This is a genomic window from Peribacillus sp. B-H-3 (genome assembly GCF_048572925.1).
In the GTDB taxonomy this organism is placed as follows: domain Bacteria; phylum Bacillota; class Bacilli; order Bacillales; family DSM-1321; genus Peribacillus.
The window spans coordinates 779,757-800,517 of sequence record NZ_CP183879.1; the positions used below are offsets into that span (position 1 = coordinate 779,757).

The following is a 20,761-nucleotide window of genomic DNA, read 5'->3' on the forward strand; positions in this document are numbered from 1 at the left end:
AAAGTGAAGTGGAAATGTTGATGAATGAGGTAACCGGGGGAATCCCGAAATGTTTAAGAACCCGCTCTGTGCCGGTCCTTACAAGCAGACCGGTGATTTTAAGCCAGACGCCATCCTGGTATTTAAACTCTTTCAATAGCTACTAAATGGTCTATCGGGATGGAAATGCTGCCGCTTAATAAATCTACAATTATCTCCCTATTTAGCATGTCTACATCTGCCACGATTCCTATTTTGGTATCAAACAGTCCATCCTTCCAGTATATGGTCCGGACAGGGATGGTAAGGTTCAGGGAATCAAATGCTGCTAGCCCAAGCTGCTGCATTTGCTGTCCGTCTAAAATGGGCTTCTTTCCTAATCTATTTTCTTCTATTAGCTGTCTTAGTAATCGAATATGCTCCGGAAGCATGAGAGAAGTCCATTTTATATTGTCTTTAATCATTTTCATCAGCTCCTTATCTTTTGTCTCTGTTAACTTGCCTGTTGATTTCCTTTCAGTGCATCCGGCTAGCATTCTCACAGAATGCTCATGATGGGAATTGGCCGTAACACTATCACACCGGAGCGAAATGGATCCACTCCGGTCATATAACCTTTTCTAAAAGTATATACGAACATTTGTTCTATTTCAATTAAAATAAAAGTCACTTTTCTCAGAAATTGTGATTTTTGGGTTCTGTGAGGTGATTACATTGTTAAATCTGGTTGATTGGAGCGTAAGGTGCGAGACTCCTGCGGGATTAGCAGAACAGGTGAGACCCCGCAGGCGCAGCCGAGGAGGCTCACCGCCTGCCCCGCGGAAAGCGAGCATCCTGAAGCGGAAATCAACCACTTGTTCCATAGCAGCAAATTTTTGATTCGATGAGCGGGTTTTTTTTGGAGTATAGAAATCAAAAAAAAAATAGAGAGGTTCCCTGAATAATGGGAACCTCTCTATTCTTATGAATACTTCAAAAGCAGTTCAATGTCTTTTTCCATATCCATAGGGTCTGTGGTAGGTTCAAACCTTTTGACGACATTTCCTTTTTTATCAATAAGGAACTTTGTGAAATTCCATTTTATTGAGTCGCCGTATATGTATTCTGGATGTTTTTCATGCAGTAAAGGAATCAGTACCTTTGCGACTGGATGTGATTCATCGAAGCCTTTAAATGGCTGTGAAGATGCAAGGTAGTGAAAGAGCGGATGGGCGTTTTCATCCCGCACATCGATTTTTTGGAACATCGGGAAACTGACGCCGTATCGAAGGGTGCAAAAGAATTGAACCTTTTCATTATCATCCGGTTCCTGGCCGGCAAATTGATTGCAAGGGAAACCTAAGATCACAAAGTCCTTTTCTTTATAACGGTCATAAAGACGCTGCAAATCTTCATATTGAAAGGTGAAGCCGCATTGTCCGGCTGTATTGACAATGAGAACCACCTTGCCTTTGAATTCTTCTAAACTTATATCCTGCCCGTTCATGGCTGTTGCTGAAAAATTATAAATGCTCAATTGTTTTTCCTCCAAAATGTATGTAATATCATATAGTTCATAAGACTTGAGTCCATACTACTACTTACGCGCACGCAATAAAACTAATTAACCTTTTTAAATGTGCTAAAAGCCCTTCAGCTGTCCCGAACTTTTAAAGTTTGAGAGGATTCGATATAATATGTAAAAAAAACGAAATCAGGAGAAACATGAAAAGTCCAATTGAAAATCGATCAAAACAGATATCACCGGCACAGGTTATAGTCATTTATTACATTTTGGCAGTGGCGGTGTCTACCGTACTGCTATTGCTGCCTATCACACTTAAGCCGCATGCTAAGCTTTCATTTATTGATGCGCTTTTTACGGCAATTAGTGCTGTGAGTGTAACAGGTTTATCCACGGTTAACTTGAGTGAAATCCTCAGTGTGCCAGGAACCTTCATCTTCGCTGTGATTCTTCAGTTTGGAGGAATCGGCATTATGGCGTTTGGAACGTTTATTTGGCTGATGCTTGGGAAAAAGATCGGCTTAAGAGAGCGGATGCTCATTATGACCGACCAGAATATTTCTTCCCTGGCAGGGATTGTCCAGCTGGTGAAGAGGCTGCTGATTTTGTTTACGCTCATTGAGCTGGCAGGGGCAGCGGTGCTTGGAACTTATTATCTAAAATACTTTCCTACCTGGAAGGAATCTTTCCTGCAGGGCTTTTTTGCAAGTGTGAGTGCTTTGACAAATGCGGGATTCGATATAACAGGAGAATCTTTAATACCCTTTGCAAAGGACGGGTTTGTTCTTACCGTCACGATGTTTCTGTTAATAATCGGAGCCATTGGTTTTCCCGTGCTGATGGAGGTGGTTCAGTTCTTTAAAGTGAAAAATCGTAAAAATTTCAGGTTTTCCCTGTTTACAAAGATCACGACGATCACTTTTTTTGGATTGATCATCATTGCGGCAATGATGATTTTTATATTGGAAAATCATCATTTTTATAAAAATATGCCGTGGGGGGAATCGCTCCTGTATTCTCTCTTCTACTCGGTTTCTTCCAGGAATGGCGGACTTAATACGATAGATATCCGGGAGTTTTCTGCACCTACACATTTTCTGCTGAGCATCCTTATGTTCATTGGCGCATCGCCAAGCAGTGCCGGCGGGGGGATCAGGACGACAACGTTTGCCATAATGCTGCTTAGCATCTATTATTTTGCTAATGGAAACACGACAATCAAGGTATTTAGAAGAGAAGTGGTCATGGAGGATGTGATTAAGGCGTATATCGTGACGGTGACAGCGACGATATTGTGCAGCTGTGCGGTTATGCTTCTGATGGTCCTTGAGCCGCGCTTTTCTTTTATGGAGATCGTATTTGAAGTAGCCTCAGCCTTTGGGACGGTAGGTTTTTCGCTGGGCATCACTTCGGATTTGCATACCTTTGGCAAGATTATCATTATGGTGTTAATGTTTATCGGAAGGATAGGAGTTTTCACCTTTTTATTCTTATTGGGGGGAAAGCCGATCAAGAACCATTATCACTATCCAAAAGAAAGAATCATTATTGGTTAGATATTGAATTCTTAAGCTTGCAGATGCAGGCTTTTTCTTTTGGAATGATCCTGTTAAATTTGCCTGATACAGAAAATATGAAAAATATGGATTTATTTTTAAAATATGGGTTTAGGTGATATTGTACTGGGTAAAAAGTCTATTATAAAGAAACTAGAGATTTATACATTAGTAAAAATTAACCATTTTTAAAAGAATATCACGGTATCAATGGAAAAATTTGTATGGGTAATTTACAATGTAACTAATTAAATTTTAAGGAGGAATATGTAATGGCAGCAGGAAATATTCGCGTTACACCAGATGAGTTAATTGATGCTTCGAAGAAATACCAGACGGAAAGCCATGAAATTGATTTAATGATTGGCCGCTTGGATACTTTGATTGGCCACCTGAACCAAATTTGGGAGGGTGCATCAAGCGAAGCATTTCATGATCAATATGAACAGTTAAAGCCATCCTTCAAGGACATGTCAAATTTGCTGGAAGATGTTCACCAGCAGTTGGATAAAGCTGCTAATATTATGCGTGATACTGATAATCAGATTGCCAGCCAAATTCGCGGATAATAGAAACATAGTGATTGTAGGAAAAGCGCTGCGAATCTATTAAGATTATAGCGCTTTTTCTCTGTTTAAACACAAAATTAACGGAGATTTAAATGCGCTACAGGGGTGATTTCATATTTATATCCAGCTTACCGTTGATCTGAAGAATTATAGCGGAGAAGTATTTGATCTTCAGCTATCAAATTACCTTTCTATTAAAAAGGTTATAGAAGTCATTTGGCAGGTCAAAAACCTGTCCCGCCCTCCCCGGGAAGGCTATTGGATCAGGATTCAAAATAAAAAGTTCGTCTGTTCAGGAAACGGGACCTTGCTTGAGAGCGGCATCACAAATGGAGACAGGATCGAGATCCTGTAGCCGGAAGGCAGAGTCATAGTCTTAGAATCTCTGGAAAGAGGTAAAGGAGCAGGAAATGGAAGAGGTAAAATCATCTTATTTAGATAAAAGAATTGAAGCTGCGGTGACGAAGGATGATGGATATGTCTTTATCTTTCAGAGAGCCAGGTTGAAAGTGAAAAATGAGCTCGAGCTGCAAGTGCTTAAGGATGCAGACGATGTGCTGCACAAAGAGATAGAAGTGAATGACGAAGAAGTGAGGATTTCGGTTAAAGTGCCGGAAACCTTTGTGGAATTTTCTGAAATCAAAAAGAAAAATGAACTATCCAGATGGCTGTTTTCGCATCAGCTGATCAAAAAAGTGCAGAACGGCCGCTCGCCAAGGCTGCATATGGTGGTCTGCCCGGAAAATATCGTGCTAGATTCAAGCTTGACGCCATACTTCCTCCATTACGGAGTAAGAGAAAGCTTGCCTCCCTATGAAAAAAATCCAGAACTTTTACTGCAGGAGCTAAAGGCTGCTGTGGCGGAAAGCGTAGATGGTCAATATACATTCGAACAATATCTTTCCTATCACCAAACCTTGAAGCTATCTTCTTCCGTGAAGGGAATCCTTTCGGCTGGCAGCCTGGATGACCTTGCAGATCTCGTACAGTCACATATAACAGAGCTTGAGAAAAAGGAAAGGACGATTATACATATCCCGCAGAAGAGATGGAAAAGGAACCGCTATTTCTTATTTGGCAGCCTGATCCTTCTTGTGCCTGCCCTCGTTTACACACTTTATTCCATGTTGTTTCTCCAGCCGAGGGAAACGGCTTATGTGGATAGCGGGAAGGCATTCCTCCAGGAGAAATACAGTGAAGTGATTGACACCTTAGAGAATGAAAATGCAGAAAAAATGCCCGACGTTGTCCAGTATGAATTAGCTTATGCTTACTTCGTGAATGAGGATTTATCAGATGATCAGCGAAAGGTGCTTGAAAATACACTTAATCTCCAATCGGATAAAAAGTACTTCCTCTATTGGATCTATCTTGGCAGAGGAGAGAATGAAAAAGCAATCGACATTGCCCGTTCGCTTCGTTATCAGGATCTGATCATGCTTGGCTTAATTAATTACCAGGTAGAAATTCAAAGTGACGACAGCCTGACAGGCAAGGAAAAGGAAGAGAAGCTTAAACCTATTACTGCAGAATTTGATGAATATAAGCGGCAAAAAGAAGCTGAAAAAGCTGAAAAACAAAAAGAATTGGATAAAGAGCTCGAATTGCAAAAGCAGCAGGAGGAAGCAATGAAACAGCAGGCGGAGAAACAAAAGCGTGAGCAAGCTGCGGCACAGGCTGCGGCCCAGAAAAATAAAACAAACAGCAAATCGAAAGAGGCAGCCAAAAGCACGAAGTAATGAATCGATAATTTCAACAGCGTTTTGCAGGAGATGATTTTTAATGGAGCAGTTATGGATTTTTTATAGTGATGCCTATCAGCATTTTTCAATTGAAGGAAATCATCCTGGCACCCTGACCATAGGGAATGAAAAAAGGAATACATGCACGGTCCGCTCTTTTTCCTTTAAAGAGGGTTCAATAGAGCTTCAAAGACAGGAAAACAGCAGCGGTTACCGTGTTATCCAAAATTCAAGGCAGATTGGAGAGGTGAACCATGGCGGCGCCTTCTCCTTTGAAGTATCTGGTGAAACGATGACCATCTGCTATTCCGCATTTCATGAAGATGAGCAGGTCTACTATATTGGTAATCTTGATGAATTGACGGTTTCCTCCAATAGCTGGGCAGACATTAAAAAAGAAGCATCAAATATCCGTGAAGATCATGGGTTTGAAATGGTCAGGCTGAACGGACAATGGATGCTGCCTGCTCAAACAGGTTCTGTGTATGTGAACGGCCATAAAGCAGAAGAAGTAAGAACCCTTGAAATAGGTGATGTGGTTTTTTCCCCGTTTCTGGAATTCTCGCTTCTTGAAAGTGACCTGCTGAAGGTAAAAGGGGCTGCTTCCTTCCAGACAGAGCTGACGAGGACGCTTCCGCCAGTTTCCGAGATGCAGAAAAATTACCCACAATACAGGCGGACACCAAGAATGGTGTATGACCTGCCGGATGATAAAGTGGCCATCACGTTTCCTGCCCAGGAGGCAGATGATCATCAAAGAGGATTATGGCTGATGATACTGCCGCCTCTTTTAATGATGATTGTAATGGGGGTTGTTGCCTATATTCAGCCGAGAGGGATCTTTATTTTAATCTCGATAGTGATGTTTACAACGACAATCTTTACTTCAACGGTTCAATATATTAAAGACAGGAAAAGCCGCAAGAAAAGAGAAGCGAGGCGTCTTAGGGTATACACACGCTACTTGGAGCAAAAACGCGAGGAGCTGCATGTGCTGTCAAAGAAACAGGAAGATGTCTTGCAGTACCACTTTCCTTCCTTTGAGAGAATGAAATATATGACTGGCAACATCAGCGCCCGTATCTGGGAAAGAACTGCAGACAGCGGGGATTTTCTGCATTTTCGGATCGGGAAGGCAACTATTCTTTCCAGCTACGCAGTAACAGTGGGTTCCAATGATATGTCCAACAGGGATATGGATGATTTGCTTGAAGAGGCACAAGAGCTTGTCAGCACCTATAAATACATAAGAAATGTGCCCTTAGCCATTGATCTTTCACATGGGTCCATGGGGCTTGTCGGAAAGAGTTCGATTGTTAAAAATGAATTGCAGCAATTGATCGGCCAGCTTGCCTTTTTCCATAGCTATCATGATGTGAGATTTGTAGCCATTTTTAATGAAGAAGATTATAAGGAATGGGAGTGGATGAAATGGCTTCCGCACTTTCAGCTGCCGCACTCCTATGCCAAGGGATTTGTTTATAACGAACAAAGCAGGGACCAGCTGCTGTCTTCTCTGTACCAAATGCTCCGGGAGCGCGACCTGGATGAAGAAAAAGAAAAGAAGCGTTTCTTCCCGCATTTTGTTTTTATTGTTACAGACCGCAATCTTGTGGCTGAGCATGTAATCATGGAATATCTGGAGGGAAAAGATGTCCAAGTGGGCATTTCTGCCATATTTGCCACCGATGCAAAAGAAAGCCTGTCAGAAAACATCCATACGCTTGTCAGATACATTAATGAACGGGAAGGTGAAATCCTGATTGGCCAGGGAAAAGCCGTTCATACCCCGTTTGTCCTGGATATTCATAAAAAAGAGGGAAATGAAGATTATGCGAGGCTGCTTCGTTCCCTTAATCATCAAAAGGGGATGAACAACTCCATTCCGGAGATGGTTTCCTTCCTGGAGCTTCATAATGCCAAAGAAGTGAAGGATCTGCAAATCGGAGAAAACTGGCAAGTCAATCAATCCTCACAGTCGCTTGCTGTTCCAATCGGCCTAAAGGGACGAAAAGATGTTGTAGAGCTGAATCTTCATGAAAAAGCGCATGGACCGCACGGATTGCTTGCTGGAACAACAGGTTCCGGGAAAAGTGAATTGCTTCAGACATATATTCTGGCTTTGTCTGTTCATTATCACCCGCACGAAGTGGCCTTTTTATTGATTGATTATAAAGGCGGCGGGATGGCACAGCCGTTTAAAAACATTCCGCATTTGCTTGGCACGATTACGAATATTGAGGGAAGCAAAAACTTCAGCGCGCGTGCACTTGCTTCTATCAACAGTGAATTGAAGAAAAGGCAGCGCCTCTTTGACCGCTATGAAGTGAATCACATTAATGATTACACAGATTTGTACAAAGAAGGAATAGCAAGCGAGCCGCTCCCGCACCTGTTTTTAATCTCAGATGAGTTCGCTGAGCTTAAAAATGAGGAGCCGGATTTTATCAGGGAGCTTGTCAGTGCGGCCAGGATTGGGCGCAGTCTTGGGGTCCACCTGATTCTAGCTACACAAAAACCTGGCGGAATCATTGATAACCAGATATGGAGCAATGCACGCTTTAAGATTTCCCTAAAGGTCCAGGACGCGGGCGACAGTAAGGAAATTTTAAAAAATGCCGATGCGGCCAATATCACGGTAACAGGCCGGGGATATCTCCAGGTCGGCAATAACGAAGTATACGAGCTATTTCAGTCAGCATGGAGCGGGGCGCCGTATCTAGAGGACACCTATGGTGCAGAAGATGAAGTGAGCATCGTGACCGATCTTGGACTGATTCCAATCTCCAATGTCCCTGCTAAATCATTAGGAGGGGGCCAGGAGAAGAAGACGGAAATCGAGGCTGTTGTAAAAGAAATCCTGGCCGTTCAGCAGGAATTGAAAATCGAAAAGCTTTCAAGTCCTTGGCTGCCTCCTCTTGAGGAAAGAATTTTCAAGCCTGAAAACAGTGATAATGAGCGGCTCTTCCCAATCGGGCTGATGGATGAGCCTGAAAAGCAGAGCCAGGCACCCTATGCCTACAATTGGATCGAGGATGGGAATATTGGGATTTTTGGTTCCTCGGGTTACGGTAAATCAAACACTGTACTTACTCTGTTAACGGGGTTTGCAGAAAAACAGACGCCGGAAATGCTTCAATATTATATTTTTGACTTCGGTAACGGGGCGCTCCTGCCGCTTCGGCAGCTTCCGCAAACCGGTGATTATTTCCGGGTTGACCAGGAGCGCAAAATCGAGAAATTCATGATGTTCATAAAGGCAGAGATGGAAAAGCGAAAGCAGCTGTTTACCGAGAAGGAGTTCAGCAGCATTACTTTATATAACTCCCAGGTAGAGGAAAAACTGCCGGTCATTTATGTGGTCTTGGATAATTTTGATCTCGTGAAGGATGAACTGCCGGATCTTGAGATGCAGTTTACCCAGTTTGCGCGTGATGGCCAGTCACTCGGGATATTTATGATTCTGACGGCAACCAGGATCAGTGCCATCAGGCAGCCTCTTATGAATAATTTAAAAACAAAAATTGTCCATTATTTAATGGATAGCTCGGAGCAGTATTCCATCCTTGGCAGAACGCCATTTAATAATGAGCCGATTCCTGGAAGAGCACTTGTCAAGAAGGACAATGTCCATCTTATGCAGGTTTATCTGCCCGCAGAAGGCAGTGATGATCTGGAGGTCCTGGATGGTGTTAAACGGAATATTGCCAGGCTGAATAAGAAATATGAAAATTATACGAAACCAAAAGGAATTCCTATGCTTCCTTCGAGGCTGGATATCGGAAGCTTCAAATCCTTCTATTCACCAGCCAATAAGGCAGGGCTGATTCCTATAGGACTTGCGGAAGAAAGTGTCACACCGGTTTATGTGGATTTAATGTCCAATCCTCATCTGCTGATTGCCGGACAGTCCCGGAAAGGAAAAACAAATGTGCTGAAGCTGATCGTCGAGTCACTTTTAACACAAGAGGTTTCCAGTGTTGCAATCTTTGATGCTGCAGACAGAGGGCTTGCCCCGTATGCAGGCAGGGAGAATGTGTATTATTTAGAAACCAAAGACGCCATTTCTGATTGGCTGGACCAAATTCTTGAAGCCTTTGAAGAAAGAGAGCGGGAGTATATCCAGGCGATTGAGCAAAGAACAATCGGCAGCCTGTCATTCGAACCAGTGCTGTTTGTTATCGACAGTATCACAAGGTTTCAGCAAACCATCGACAGTAAAATCCAGGATAAGATGGCACTCCTAATCAAGCAATACAGCCATCTTGGATTTAAGCTCATCGTTTCAGGGAATGCCGCAGACTTTACAAAAGGATATGATGCACTTACGAGCGAGCTGAAGCAAATCCGCCAATGCGTCTTGTTAATGAAAAAATCCGATCAAAGTCTCTTCACCCTGGCATATTCAAGGAAAGAAGAAGAAATTCAGCCAGGCTATGGCTACTTTGTCATGAATGGCAAGGAAAATAAAATACAGATTCCCCATATAAATTGAAGATGATTATTGATAGTTTACAGGAAAGCAGGTGCATAGAGTGTCTGGAAAAATGAAGCCACTGATCCTAGTCGGGAAAATATTGGTGATTTTGATTCTTCCGGTTTTATTCTTTTCCTATGTGGGAGAAAATCCAATGAAGAATACTGAAAAGGCATCACGCCAAATTGCTGTCGTTAATGAAGATGCAGGAGCAGAATTCAATAAAGAATCCCTGAATTTCGGAGATAAAGTATCCGGGGTTTTGAACAAGGATTCACAGTATAAGTGGGAGAGCGTGAACAGAAGCCTTGCAGAGGAAGGGTTGGAGAAAAAGACATATGATGCTGTCATTTATATGCCTTCCGACTTTTCTAAAAACATATTTACCTTTAATGAAAAAGATCCTGTAAAAGCAGGCGTCAATTATGAAATACAATCGGACTTAAATGCAGAGAACATGGAAAAGGTTCAAAAGGAACTGGAAATGGCCAAAAATAAAATGAATACGAAAGTATCCACGTTATATTGGAGCTATGTTTCCCAGTCTGTTGAAGATGTGCGCAAAAAGTTCAGCAAAATACTAGAAAAGGAGATTGCCTTCCAGCAGTCTATGTATAATTTTTATACACCGAACTCAAAAAAGCTGGCAGGGGAAATAGACCAGCAGAAGAAAATGCTTGAGGGTGTGTTCGCTTCTACAAAAGAAGCGGGCAAGTCCACAGGGCAAACCCTGAAAAATATTGATGATGCCAAAACGAAGGTCGCATCCTTTATCGAAGATGTTAATTTATATCAAGAGTATCAGAATCAGCAAGCGAATCTATTTCAGCAAACATCCGCTGAAAATCAGCAGCTGCTGCAGACAGGCATGAGCCAGTACAATACAGCACTGAATGATGAAACACAGAAAATCAGCGATGGGCAAAAGGATCCAAAGCCAAGCTTTGATAACAACGGTGAGGATATGGATCAGAATGTCACTGAAATTGAAGGGAAGATTTCAGACAGTACAGAACAGCTGAAAAAGATATCTGAGGACTTAGCGAATTCAAGCGGCGGGCAGCTGAATGATTTCCTTAGTACGGTCATGAAGCAGTATAAACAAAAATCAGTAAATGCTTCATTGGATGAAATGGAGAAAAACCTTGGGCCATTGCATGAAAAAATACAAAATGCATCGCCAGGTCAGCCGGGCACACCAGGAACACCTGATCCGCAAGTTCCTGTTCCAAACCCGCCCCCTGCTCCAGATCCGGCAAACCCCGGGGACATCACTCTTACGGGATTAAAGGATCAGATTGCCATTTTAAAGAAAAGTCTAGAAGCAGTTAAGCCGCAAGAGCAGCCAGAGAACTGGGCTGCCATTAATGAAACGATTAAAAATCTTGAAGCCGATTTGGAAAAGGTAGAGGGAGAGGTACAGAAGCAGGCTGATGGCCAAAAGAAGCTGGAAGTGAATTATAAGGAGCTCCTTGCTTCTCTAAAAGCACAGCTTGAAGAAGAAGGGGAACCGGTTCCTGCAGATGCAGAAGAACAAACCGTCAAAAACATCAGGACAAAGGAAAAAAATATACTCGAATCTTCTGTGCTGTCAGAGGATAGGAAAAATGCGCTCGCTGGAATTTTTCAAAATGATATCAAAAGCACCAATATGGAAGATTTGATGGCTTACAGCGATATGCTTTCCGCCTATCAGGCAATCCTGCAAAAAGCCGGAAATTCAGACGATGCGCTAATGAAGGATATTGTGGAAAATCAGGAGGGCTTCAAGGATTCTCCTTATTTGGCAGCAATGAATAAATCATTAGAGGACGTAAAGAACAACTCAGCAAGCATAGAAGGAGTCGGCAAGGATTTTGGAAGCTTCTCTAAATCCCTGGATTCATTCATTGCCCAATACGATCAAAATGTAAGTGATCAGCAGACTGCAATCCAAAATGAGCTTGGTGCAATCATAGAAAGCGCTGATCAGGTTTCGGCAAACCTTACGCAAAATACAAAGACCCTTGAAACGGAGTCTATTCCGGTGGGAAGCCTTAACGGAGAGTTTATGCTGTCCGTCCAGGATACAACCGCGAGTGAAGTCAGCACAATAACAGATTTGGTGAATTCCCTGGCCGATCGCCAAAATCAGGTGACAGACTATACCAATGAGCTTCAGACAAAGGTAGGCTCTGTTCAGAAGAAGGCTGATGAATTAAATAATAACTGGGCACTCAATGTAGGCTCTACGAAGAAAGTCAAAGGTGATGTGTATAATATTCTAGGCAATACCATGATTGATGACCAGCAAAATGGCTATGTCTATGATTATCTTGCAAATCCGGTCAAAGTCAGCGGTGAAGCGCAGGTTCAAAAAGCGTCATATGCTCCTCCGGTACTCATGCTCATCATTATATTGATAAGCGGGCTGTTAATAGGATTCTTCCTGCACCATTATTCAAGCCTGCCGGTTCTGGTTCATATCGCACTGTTTCTTATGCTGAATCTGATTGTCGGTTTGGTCATCAGCATTTACGGATTGAAAATTTATCCGCTTCATGATGTACAGGCGCTTAAGTGGACAATCTTCACTATCCTGCTGTTAATGGCAGCGTCAGGCATTATCCGCCTTGCATTCTTTATCGGGCCTTTCATCGGTTCCTTGCTTGCAGCAGCGCTTATTGTCTTCTTTGTCACTCCGGCACTTGATTTGATTATGCCTAATTTCTCGGTCAGCCATCCGGTTTCGAATGTTTACCTGTCCATCCAATATGGAGATCAGTCTTCCTTCCTTCCGGCAGCTCTGATATTGGCGGCAGCGGTTATTATCGCGTCTGTCATTCCATATATCATGAATCGAAGGCAGGCAGAACAAGAACTGGCACATGAAGCGTAAATTTGCGATATCTTTCATCATTTTTAATATTTTGTACATGTTCCCGCTGCACGGATTTGCTGAAGAGGGAAATCCGGCAGTAAAGCCGAATGCGTACCATGAAAAAAAGATCGATTTGAAAACAGATTATTTTCAGGAAGATTCCAGCTTGAGAAAAAAGCATGCCTTGCCGGAAGAACAAAAGGCGCTCACATTTGAGAAGAAACCTGATGAGCAGGTCAGTGAAATTAAATCGGAGCTTTTTAAAAAAGAACAGAAAGATAATAATTCGATACAAGCAAAAGTAAAGCAATTGAAGCTTTTTGAAAAGGATGCAGCAGCAATTGATACGGCTTCTGAACAGGATGAGGAGACGGACAATGAGCAGAGCTTTGCTTTCAGCCTGACCCTCCTGCTAGGCATTATCCTGGTACTCTCTCTCATCGTTTTGTTCTTCATCCTTGTTCCAAGAATGATGGCAGGTTCGCAAGAAGGTAAGAAAGTGAAAAAATAGTAAACAGCGCAGAATGCTGGATAGCAAAAAGGGGTGCAGTGTGAAAACTGCACCCCTTTTTGCTGTTAAAATGTCAGGACACCAGTTTCTGAATGGCTCAGTTCCTTCAGCAGAATTTCAGCGATTCTCCGGGAAGCGAAACCGTCTCCATAAGGATTCGAGATTTTAGCCATTGCATCGTGTTTTTTCCTGTTTTGAAGCAATTCGCTGGCAAGCGAGAAAATCTGGTTTTCCTCAGTCCCTGCCATCAGCAGTGTTCCTGCTTCAATTCCTTCTGGGCGTTCAGTGGTATCGCGGAGCACCAGCACAGGAACGCCCAGCGATGGGGCTTCCTCTTGTATGCCCCCGGAATCTGTCATAATCAAATGCGCCCGTGCTGCAAAATTGTGAAAGTCAATGACTTCTAATGGTTCTATTAAATGAACCCTGTCCAATTTACCGAGAATATCAGCAGCGATCTTGCGCACGATTGGATTTTTATGTACAGGATAAACAACTTGAACATCCGGATGTGCTTCTGCGAGACGCTTTGCGGCACGGAATATGTTTTCCATCGGTTTCCCTATATTTTCGCGGCGGTGCGCCGTCATAAGAAGGAGCCGGTCATCTCCCAGTCCTTCAAGGATAGGGTGCTTATAATTTTCCTGTACCGTGTATTTCAGTGCATCGATAGCGGTATTGCCAACAATGCGGATGCTTGCCTCCGGTTTATTTTCCGCTAGAAGATTATCGGCGGCCAGCTGTGTCGGTGCAAAGTGGAAATCAGCCAGTATCCCGGTGAGCTGGCGATTCATTTCCTCCGGATAAGGAGAAAGCTTATTTCCGGTACGGAGTCCTGCCTCCACATGGCCAACAGGGATTTTGTGATAAAATGCTGCAAGACTTGCGATGAAGGTCGTCGAAGTGTCTCCATGAACAAGGACAATATCCGGCTTTGCCTCTTCTAACACTCCATTCAGCTTAGTTAGTCCGCGTGTTGTTATATCCATTAAAGTTTGCTGGTTTTGCATGATATTTAAATCATAATCCGGAGAAATTCCGAAAAACTCCAAAACTCCGTCGAGCATGTCCCGGTGCTGGGCAGTAACTGTGACAATGGTTTCGATTTCCTGGTGCTTTTGCAATTCTAAAACTAAAGGAGCCATTTTTATCGCTTCTGGCCGAGTGCCGAATACAGTCATAACTTTTAGCTTTTTCATAGTGGAACCCTCTCTTTCATTACATGCATTTTATGATCATTAAGATATCACTTCATGAATCCATCGCACTCCGCCTCATGCAGCAAGGAGGTGCTTGCGATGGATACATTATATAAGAACGGGATAGCCGGTTTAGCTCTTTTCATCAATCTATACAAAAACTTTACGAGATTCCTGATAACTTAATTGTCCATTAATAACCCCAACAATCCGTTAACAACTCTAAAGAAATCTTTATTTTACATTCATATGCTCTCAATATTCTGACTTCATAATAAAAACAAGAACATGATTAATCCAAATGGAGATTGGGTGATTTGAGCAAATGAAAAGTGTGCTGATGATTGTCCAGAATTTTTACCCCGAAATAGGCAGTGCGGGCAATAGGCTGAAAAATGTCTATCTTAACCTGAAGCAGAATGGCTATGATGTGACCGTTTTGACCATGAAGCCAAGCTATCCGAATCAAAGTCTGTATCAGGATGAGCAGTTTTGGGATGAAAAGGACATTGAAAAAGATATTGTAAGACTTCAGCCGGGGAAGATCAAAAGCTACACCAGCAGCAAGTGGAATCGCCTTTTTCATTATATGGAAACCATGATTCTATTTATTTGGAAGGTTATGACCCTAAAGAAAAAATATGATTACGTGTTTGTATCCACACCTCCCATCTTCCCGAGTGTGGCTGGAATGATTGCAAAGAAGAAAATGAAGGCTGCCCTCATTACAGATGTAAGAGATTTATGGCCGGAGTCGCTTATCGGAGTAGGTGTGTTTGCGAATAAGCGAATTTTGAAACTCGCCTATTATTTTGAGAAGATGCTTTATCAGTACAGCGACAAAATTATCATCAACAGTCCGGGATTCCGTGAATACATCCTGTCAAAGGGAGTTGGCGATAACAACATACAATTCATCCCAAACTCTTTAACTGCTGAAGAATTTGATATTAGAAAAACCCTTCCACCCCTGTCTGAAAAGAGAATTAAGGTAATTTACACCGGAAACATCGGGCTTGCCCAGGATGTCAGCAAGCTGATAGAAGTGGCGGAAAAACTCAAGAGCCATACCTTTATGGAATTTACGATCATCGGATATGGATTCAGAAAGAAAGAAATAGAAGAAGCTATATTAAAAAAGGGTCTCCGGAATATCAAGCTGATCGATGCCAGAAATCGGAGGGTGACCCTTCAGGAAATATCCTCCTCTCATATCGCTTATGTAAGTCTTGTGGAGAAGGATGTGTTTCATAAAGTGCTTCCCGGCAAAATCATTGATTATATGTGCGTCGGAAAACCGATTGTGGGTGATGTGGCAGGGCGGGCACAGGAAATTATCGGGGAAGCGCAATGCGGGCTTGTTGCAGAGGAAAGAAATGTTGAACAAATTTGCCGGCATATCCTCACACTTGCGGAAAATAAGCAGCTCCGCAAGGCATATGGGGAGAATGGATATCAATATGCCAAACAGCATTTTCAGTGGAATCAAAATATACAAGGCTTGCTGAATATTTTAGAAGCTTAACTTGGAGGAAAACCATGTCTAAAAAGGTATGTATGTTCGTTTGGAACCATTTCACGAATGATGCAAGGGTCCTGCGGTCATGCTCGGCATTGTCCGAATCAGGCTATGACGTGAGCCTCGTAGCCATTCATGACTGGAAAAATGAGGTGCTGCCGAAGCGTGAACAGCATAAAAACGGGTTTCGCGTCATTCGTGTCAATAACAGAAGCACAGCATTAAATAAGGTGCTTAGGGGCTTCCGCCAGCTGAAAAAAAGAAAGATCGAGTTACTTGTTCTCTTTCTGCTCACTCTGAATATCCTGGCAAGCCTCCGGGTCATAACGAACCTGTTCCAAGCCGCCCTATGCACAAGCGTGATTCTTATTGCGGCACTTGCAGCATTCATTATGACAAAAACCAAGCTTCCAACCATGCTGGTACGAGCCCATATATTCACCCAGATGGTCCGGGAAGGAAGAAAACAGAAATTTGATTATTACCACAGCAACGATTTAAATACCCTGATGCAGGGAGTGCTGAGTGCAAAACTTTTTCGGCGGCGAAAGCTGATTTATGATTCGCATGAAGTGCAGACGAGCAGGACCGGCTATAACAGTAAAGTCTATGGCGTCATGGAAAAATTTCTGCTGGGCTTTGTAGATGAAATGATTGCGGAAAACCATACAAGGGCGAAATATAATGAAGAATTATATGGCATCTATCCGAATGTGGTGCATAACTACCCAATCCCGCAGAAGCCGGAGCAAAGTTCATCGGTAAACCTTCACGATATGCTGGGTCTGCCTAGGGAAGAACCCATTCTTTTATATCAGGGAGGCATTCAGACTGGAAGGGGGCTGGAAAAAATTATCGAAGCAGTTCCGTTCATAAAACGCGGCACTGTTGTATTTATCGGAGATGGCAGAATCAAGCCGCTTCTGGAAAATATGGTCCATGATAAAAATCTTGGAGACAGAGTCAAATTCATCCCAAAGGTACCGGTGGATGAACTGCTTCACTACACAAGAAACGCCTACTTAGGCTTTCAGGTGCTGAATAATGTGTGCTTTAATCACTATTCTGCGTCTTCTAACAAACTATTTGAATATATGATGAGCGGAGTACCTGTCGTTGCCTGCAGTTTTCCTGAGATTCAAAAAGTAGTAGAGCAGGAAAACATCGGAGTTTGTGTAGATTCTCATGAACCTGCTTCTATTGCAGAGGGAGTCAATTATCTCCTGGAGCATCCAGAAGCAAGAGATGATATGAGCAGCAATTGTCTGGAAGCAAGGCACAATTATAATTGGCTGAAGGAAAAAGAGATATTCATCGAAATTTACGAAACAGCATGAGCCTAAGCTGAACATTTTTAGAGAAAACAAGTTTTCTAAAATATAATTGAACAGGAGCTGTCAGATTATGAAATTATGTACAATGGGATTAGGATATATTGGTTTGCCTACATCAGTAATGTTTGCGAAACACGGCGCAGAGGTAGTAGGTGTTGATGTTTTTCCTGAAATCGTAAATAAGCTGAATAACGGACATCTTCATATTGAAGAGCCTGGGCTTTATGAGCTTCTTCATGAAGTATCGGAAAACGGCAAGTTCCACGCCTCTCTTGAACCGGAAGCTGCGGATGTATTCTTAATTGCCGTCCCGACTCCTAATAAAAAGGACGAACATAAATCATGTGATCTGACCTATGTCCTTCAGGCAACAGAGCGAGTGCTGCCATATGTTAAAAAAGGAAATGTGATTATTATAGAATCCACGATTGCTCCCCGCAGCATGGATGACTATGTGAAGCCAATTGTAGAAAAAGCCGGCCTTAAAGTGGGACAAGATGTATTCTTGGTTCATTGTCCTGAGCGTGTTCTTCCGGGGCAAATCTTTCATGAGCTTGTCTACAATAACCGGATTGTGGGAGGCATGACCGAAGCCTGTGCAGAAGCGGGGGCCAAGGTTTACGAAACATTTGTGAAGGGCGAAATTATCCGTACAGATGCCAAAACGGCTGAAATGTCCAAATTAATGGAAAATACGTTCCGTGATGTGAATATTGCTCTTTCGAATGAATTAGCGAAAGTTTGCTTCGACCTTGATATTAATGTACTTGATGTTATTTCAATGGCCAACAAGCATCCGCGTGTGAATCTTCATCACCCCGGGCCGGGAGTAGGCGGACATTGTCTGGCCGTTGATCCTTATTTCATCGTTGCCAAATCACCTGAGCTTGCTAAGATCATTCAGCTTGCGCGTGAAACTAATGTCTCTATGCCGGAATATATTGTCGACCGGGTAAAAATGCTGCTTGGGGATATTCGATATCCAAAGGTTGCGGTATTCGGCCTTCCTTATAAAGCGGATGTGGATGATCTGAGAGAAAGTCCGGCTATAGAAGTTGTCAACAAATTGATGAGCGAGGGAAATATAGAAGTCTCTTTCCATGATCCGCATGTGCAGCCTAGCAAAATGCCGGTTGTGTCGGCAGAAAATGCAGTAAAGGATGCGCATCTTCTGCTGATTTTAACCGACCATAGCGAGTTTAAAGGCATGGACTATGACAAGCTTGCGGGAAGCATGGCACAAAAAGTGATCCTTGATACGCGGAATTGTATAAATACTGCTGAGTTTGAAAAGATTCAAGTGGTGAATTTGGGAAATATGCACGAATATAAAACCTATCAGCAGAAAAGAATATCGCGCGCCATCTGAGTCCCTTCTGATTTCTGTTAATATGCCACGGAGGAACACTGTATTTGCAGTGTTCCTTCCTTTATGAGTGCAGCATCCATCACAGTAAAGGAAAAATAAAAATATGAGAAGAAAAAAGAAAAGCAAATTAAGAATGAAAAGAGTCTTTTTGTTCCTGGCGGCATGTATGGCAGCTGCCGCGTTATGCCTCGGAGTAAAGGTATATTCAGAAGTGGGCAGCACAACGAAAGCCATTCATAAGTCCATTAAACAAAGCGATAAGCGCAAGGGCAAAGTGGATGTTAATGAAAAGCATCCATTCTCTGTTCTTTTAGCCGGAGTGGATGAGCGAAAAGGAGATACAGGGAGATCCGATTCTTTGATAGTAGTTACGGTAAATCCTGAAAAAAACACCACGAAAATGCTGAGTATTCCCAGGGATACACGAACGGAAATCATAGGGCATCATACGGTGGATAAAATTAATCATGCTTATGCTTTTGGAGGCATTCAGATGACCATAGATTCCGTGGAAAACCTGCTCGACATTCCAATCGATTACTATGTGCAGGTAAATATGCAGGGATTCAAGGATATTGTAGACTCCGTAGGCGGGGTCACGGTCAGTAATGATTTTGAATTTACGTACAAGGGCGTGCATTTTGCCAAAGGAACCATTTTCTTAACAGGGTATGATGCCCTTATTTATACAAGAATGCGCCATGAGGACCCTCGCGGAGATTTTGGGCGTCAGCTTCGCCAAAGAAAAGTCATCAAAGCAATCGTTAGCGAAGGAACCAAGGTTCATACCCTTACACATTATGACGAAATCATGAATGCCATCAAAGGGAATATAAAAACAAACCTGACATTAAACGAAATGCTTGAGATTCAGAAAAACTATAAAGACGCGGCCCGTTCCATACAAGAACTTCAATTGCACGGAGAAACACAAAAAATAGAAGGCCTGGATTATCAGATCGTCTCCCCTAGAGAAAGGGATGAGGTGTCTTCGGTATTGAGAGGGCACCTGCAGATGAAGCATTAAGCACTCTTGAAAAAATCTTCCTCTTAACAGGAAGATTTTTTTCGTCACAATGATTAAAATGCGAACGGGATTAAAGGTAAAAAAAGGGATTTTGTGTTTTGGAGTCGAATAGGATAACAGTTTAGCATTTTAATTTCTATGGCTTCCACAGGAGGGAACGTATGACATATACACAAAAACATTCTAAGCTTGAGAAGGTGCTCGGCAGCATTGAGAAAGTGATTATCGGTAAAAGGGAGATTGCAGAGCTTAGCCTGGTTGCCCTGCTTGCTGACGGCCATGTTTTATTGGAGGATGTGCCTGGCGTGGGGAAAACGATGATGGTCCGGGCCCTTGCCCGTTCGATTTCGGCAAGCTTCAAACGAATCCAATTTACTCCTGACCTGCTTCCGTCCGATGTGACAGGAGTTTCCATATTCAACCCGAAAGAACAGGAATTCATTTTTCGGGCCGGCCCCATTATGGGAAACATTATTTTGGCAGATGAAATCAACCGAACTTCTCCTAAAACGCAATCCGCACTATTGGAAGCGATGGAAGAAGCAAGTGTGACAATAGACGGAGAGACAAGAAAACTTGAAAAGCCATTTTTTGTTATGGCTACTCAAAACCCGATTGAGTACGAAGGTACATATCCGCTTCCTGAAGCCCAGCTGGACCGGTTTCTTTTAAAGCTCAAGATGGGATACCCGAGCGCTGAGGATGAAGTCGAGGTCCTGAACCGTGTCCAGTTTATACCGCCGATTGATGATCTTGAGCCAGCCATTACCCTTGAAGAGCTGCGTGATTTGCAGAATGAGGCAAAGGCGGTGCATATCGATGAAACGATCAAAAGATATATCGTCGAAATGGCCGCAAAAACTAGGAGCCACCATAGTGTTTATCTTGGGGCAAGCCCGAGGGGTTCCATAGCATTGATGAAAGCTTCCCAGGCGTACGCCTTGCTTCAGGGCAGGGATTATGTCCTTCCAGATGATGTACAATATCTAGCCCCTAATGTATTTGCCCACCGCATTATCTTAAAACCGGAGGCGAGATATGAAGGGAAAAGCTCTGAAGGCATCATGAAGGAGATTGTCAGAATTGTTCCGGTGCCAGTAAAAAGGTTTGTGTAG

The 20,761-nt window shown here is 42.8% G+C and carries 15 protein-coding genes; 12 read left to right on the forward strand and 3 right to left on the reverse strand.

The window, feature by feature from the left end:
- Positions 1–122: 122 nt before the first annotated feature.
- Both ACN6MY_RS03900 and ACN6MY_RS03905 read right to left on the reverse strand, forming a co-directional pair.
- Positions 123–443: a YolD-like family protein gene (locus ACN6MY_RS03900; protein WP_419882824.1), complete on the reverse strand. Its 321-nt coding sequence runs from the start codon at positions 441–443 to the stop codon at positions 123–125.
- Between the two features lie 497 nt (positions 444–940).
- Positions 941–1,495 (reverse strand): glutathione peroxidase, encoded by a 555-nt coding sequence (locus ACN6MY_RS03905; protein ID WP_419882825.1) that lies wholly within the window; start codon positions 1,493–1,495, stop codon positions 941–943.
- 188 nt (positions 1,496–1,683) lie between these two features.
- Here ACN6MY_RS03905 and ACN6MY_RS03910 point away from each other — a divergent pair, with 188 nt between their 5' ends.
- From ACN6MY_RS03910 to essA, 7 genes are all read left to right on the forward strand, one after another.
- A complete protein-coding gene (locus tag ACN6MY_RS03910; protein WP_419882826.1) occupies positions 1,684–3,039 on the forward strand; it encodes a TrkH family potassium uptake protein in 1,356 nt (451 codons plus the stop codon).
- A 272-nt stretch (positions 3,040–3,311) separates the two neighbouring features.
- Positions 3,312–3,608 carry a WXG100 family type VII secretion target gene (locus tag ACN6MY_RS03915; protein ID WP_419882827.1) on the forward strand — a complete coding sequence of 99 codons (297 nt, stop codon included), beginning with the start codon at positions 3,312–3,314 and terminating at the stop codon, positions 3,606–3,608.
- A 115-nt stretch (positions 3,609–3,723) separates the two neighbouring features.
- Positions 3,724–3,963, forward strand: coding sequence for an EsaB/YukD family protein (locus ACN6MY_RS03920; RefSeq protein ID WP_419884064.1), 240 nt, complete (start codon positions 3,724–3,726; stop codon positions 3,961–3,963).
- Between the two features lie 55 nt (positions 3,964–4,018).
- A complete protein-coding gene (gene essB, locus ACN6MY_RS03925) occupies positions 4,019–5,347 on the forward strand; it encodes a type VII secretion protein EssB (RefSeq protein ID WP_419882828.1) in 1,329 nt (442 codons plus the stop codon).
- A 43-nt stretch (positions 5,348–5,390) separates the two neighbouring features.
- A complete protein-coding gene (gene essC, locus ACN6MY_RS03930; RefSeq protein WP_419882829.1) occupies positions 5,391–9,845 on the forward strand; it encodes a type VII secretion protein EssC in 4,455 nt (1,484 codons plus the stop codon).
- Between the two features lie 52 nt (positions 9,846–9,897).
- On the forward strand, positions 9,898–12,705 hold the full coding sequence (gene esaA / locus ACN6MY_RS03935; RefSeq protein WP_419884065.1) for a type VII secretion protein EsaA: 2,808 nt from the start codon (positions 9,898–9,900) through the stop codon (positions 12,703–12,705).
- Positions 12,695–13,198 (forward strand): type VII secretion protein EssA, encoded by a 504-nt coding sequence (gene essA, locus ACN6MY_RS03940; RefSeq protein ID WP_419882830.1) that lies wholly within the window; start codon positions 12,695–12,697, stop codon positions 13,196–13,198. The genes esaA and essA overlap by 11 nt, the downstream gene beginning before the upstream one ends.
- 65 nt (positions 13,199–13,263) lie before the next feature.
- Here essA and wecB read toward each other — a convergent pair whose 3' ends face one another.
- Positions 13,264–14,397, reverse strand: coding sequence for a non-hydrolyzing UDP-N-acetylglucosamine 2-epimerase (gene wecB, locus ACN6MY_RS03945; protein ID WP_419882831.1), 1,134 nt, complete (start codon positions 14,395–14,397; stop codon positions 13,264–13,266).
- Between the two features lie 325 nt (positions 14,398–14,722).
- On the opposite strand from wecB, the gene ACN6MY_RS03950 reads away from it, so the two are divergent.
- The 5 genes from ACN6MY_RS03950 to ACN6MY_RS03970 all read left to right on the forward strand — a co-directional run bounded on the left by ACN6MY_RS03950 (position 14,723) and on the right by ACN6MY_RS03970 (position 20,761).
- Entirely contained in the window at positions 14,723–15,922 is a 1,200-nt protein-coding gene (locus tag ACN6MY_RS03950) for a glycosyltransferase family 4 protein (protein WP_419882832.1), read from the forward strand.
- Between the two features lie 14 nt (positions 15,923–15,936).
- Positions 15,937–17,253 carry a glycosyltransferase gene (locus tag ACN6MY_RS03955; protein ID WP_419882833.1) on the forward strand — a complete coding sequence of 439 codons (1,317 nt, stop codon included), beginning with the start codon at positions 15,937–15,939 and terminating at the stop codon, positions 17,251–17,253.
- A gap of 67 nt (positions 17,254–17,320) precedes the next feature.
- Positions 17,321–18,619 carry a nucleotide sugar dehydrogenase gene (locus ACN6MY_RS03960; RefSeq protein ID WP_419882834.1) on the forward strand — a complete coding sequence of 433 codons (1,299 nt, stop codon included), beginning with the start codon at positions 17,321–17,323 and terminating at the stop codon, positions 18,617–18,619.
- A gap of 103 nt (positions 18,620–18,722) precedes the next feature.
- Positions 18,723–19,646, forward strand: coding sequence for an LCP family protein (locus ACN6MY_RS03965; protein WP_419882835.1), 924 nt, complete (start codon positions 18,723–18,725; stop codon positions 19,644–19,646).
- Positions 19,647–19,807: 161 nt separating this feature from the next.
- Complete coding sequence (locus tag ACN6MY_RS03970) at positions 19,808–20,761, forward strand: AAA family ATPase (RefSeq protein ID WP_419882836.1); 954 nt, start codon at positions 19,808–19,810, stop codon at positions 20,759–20,761.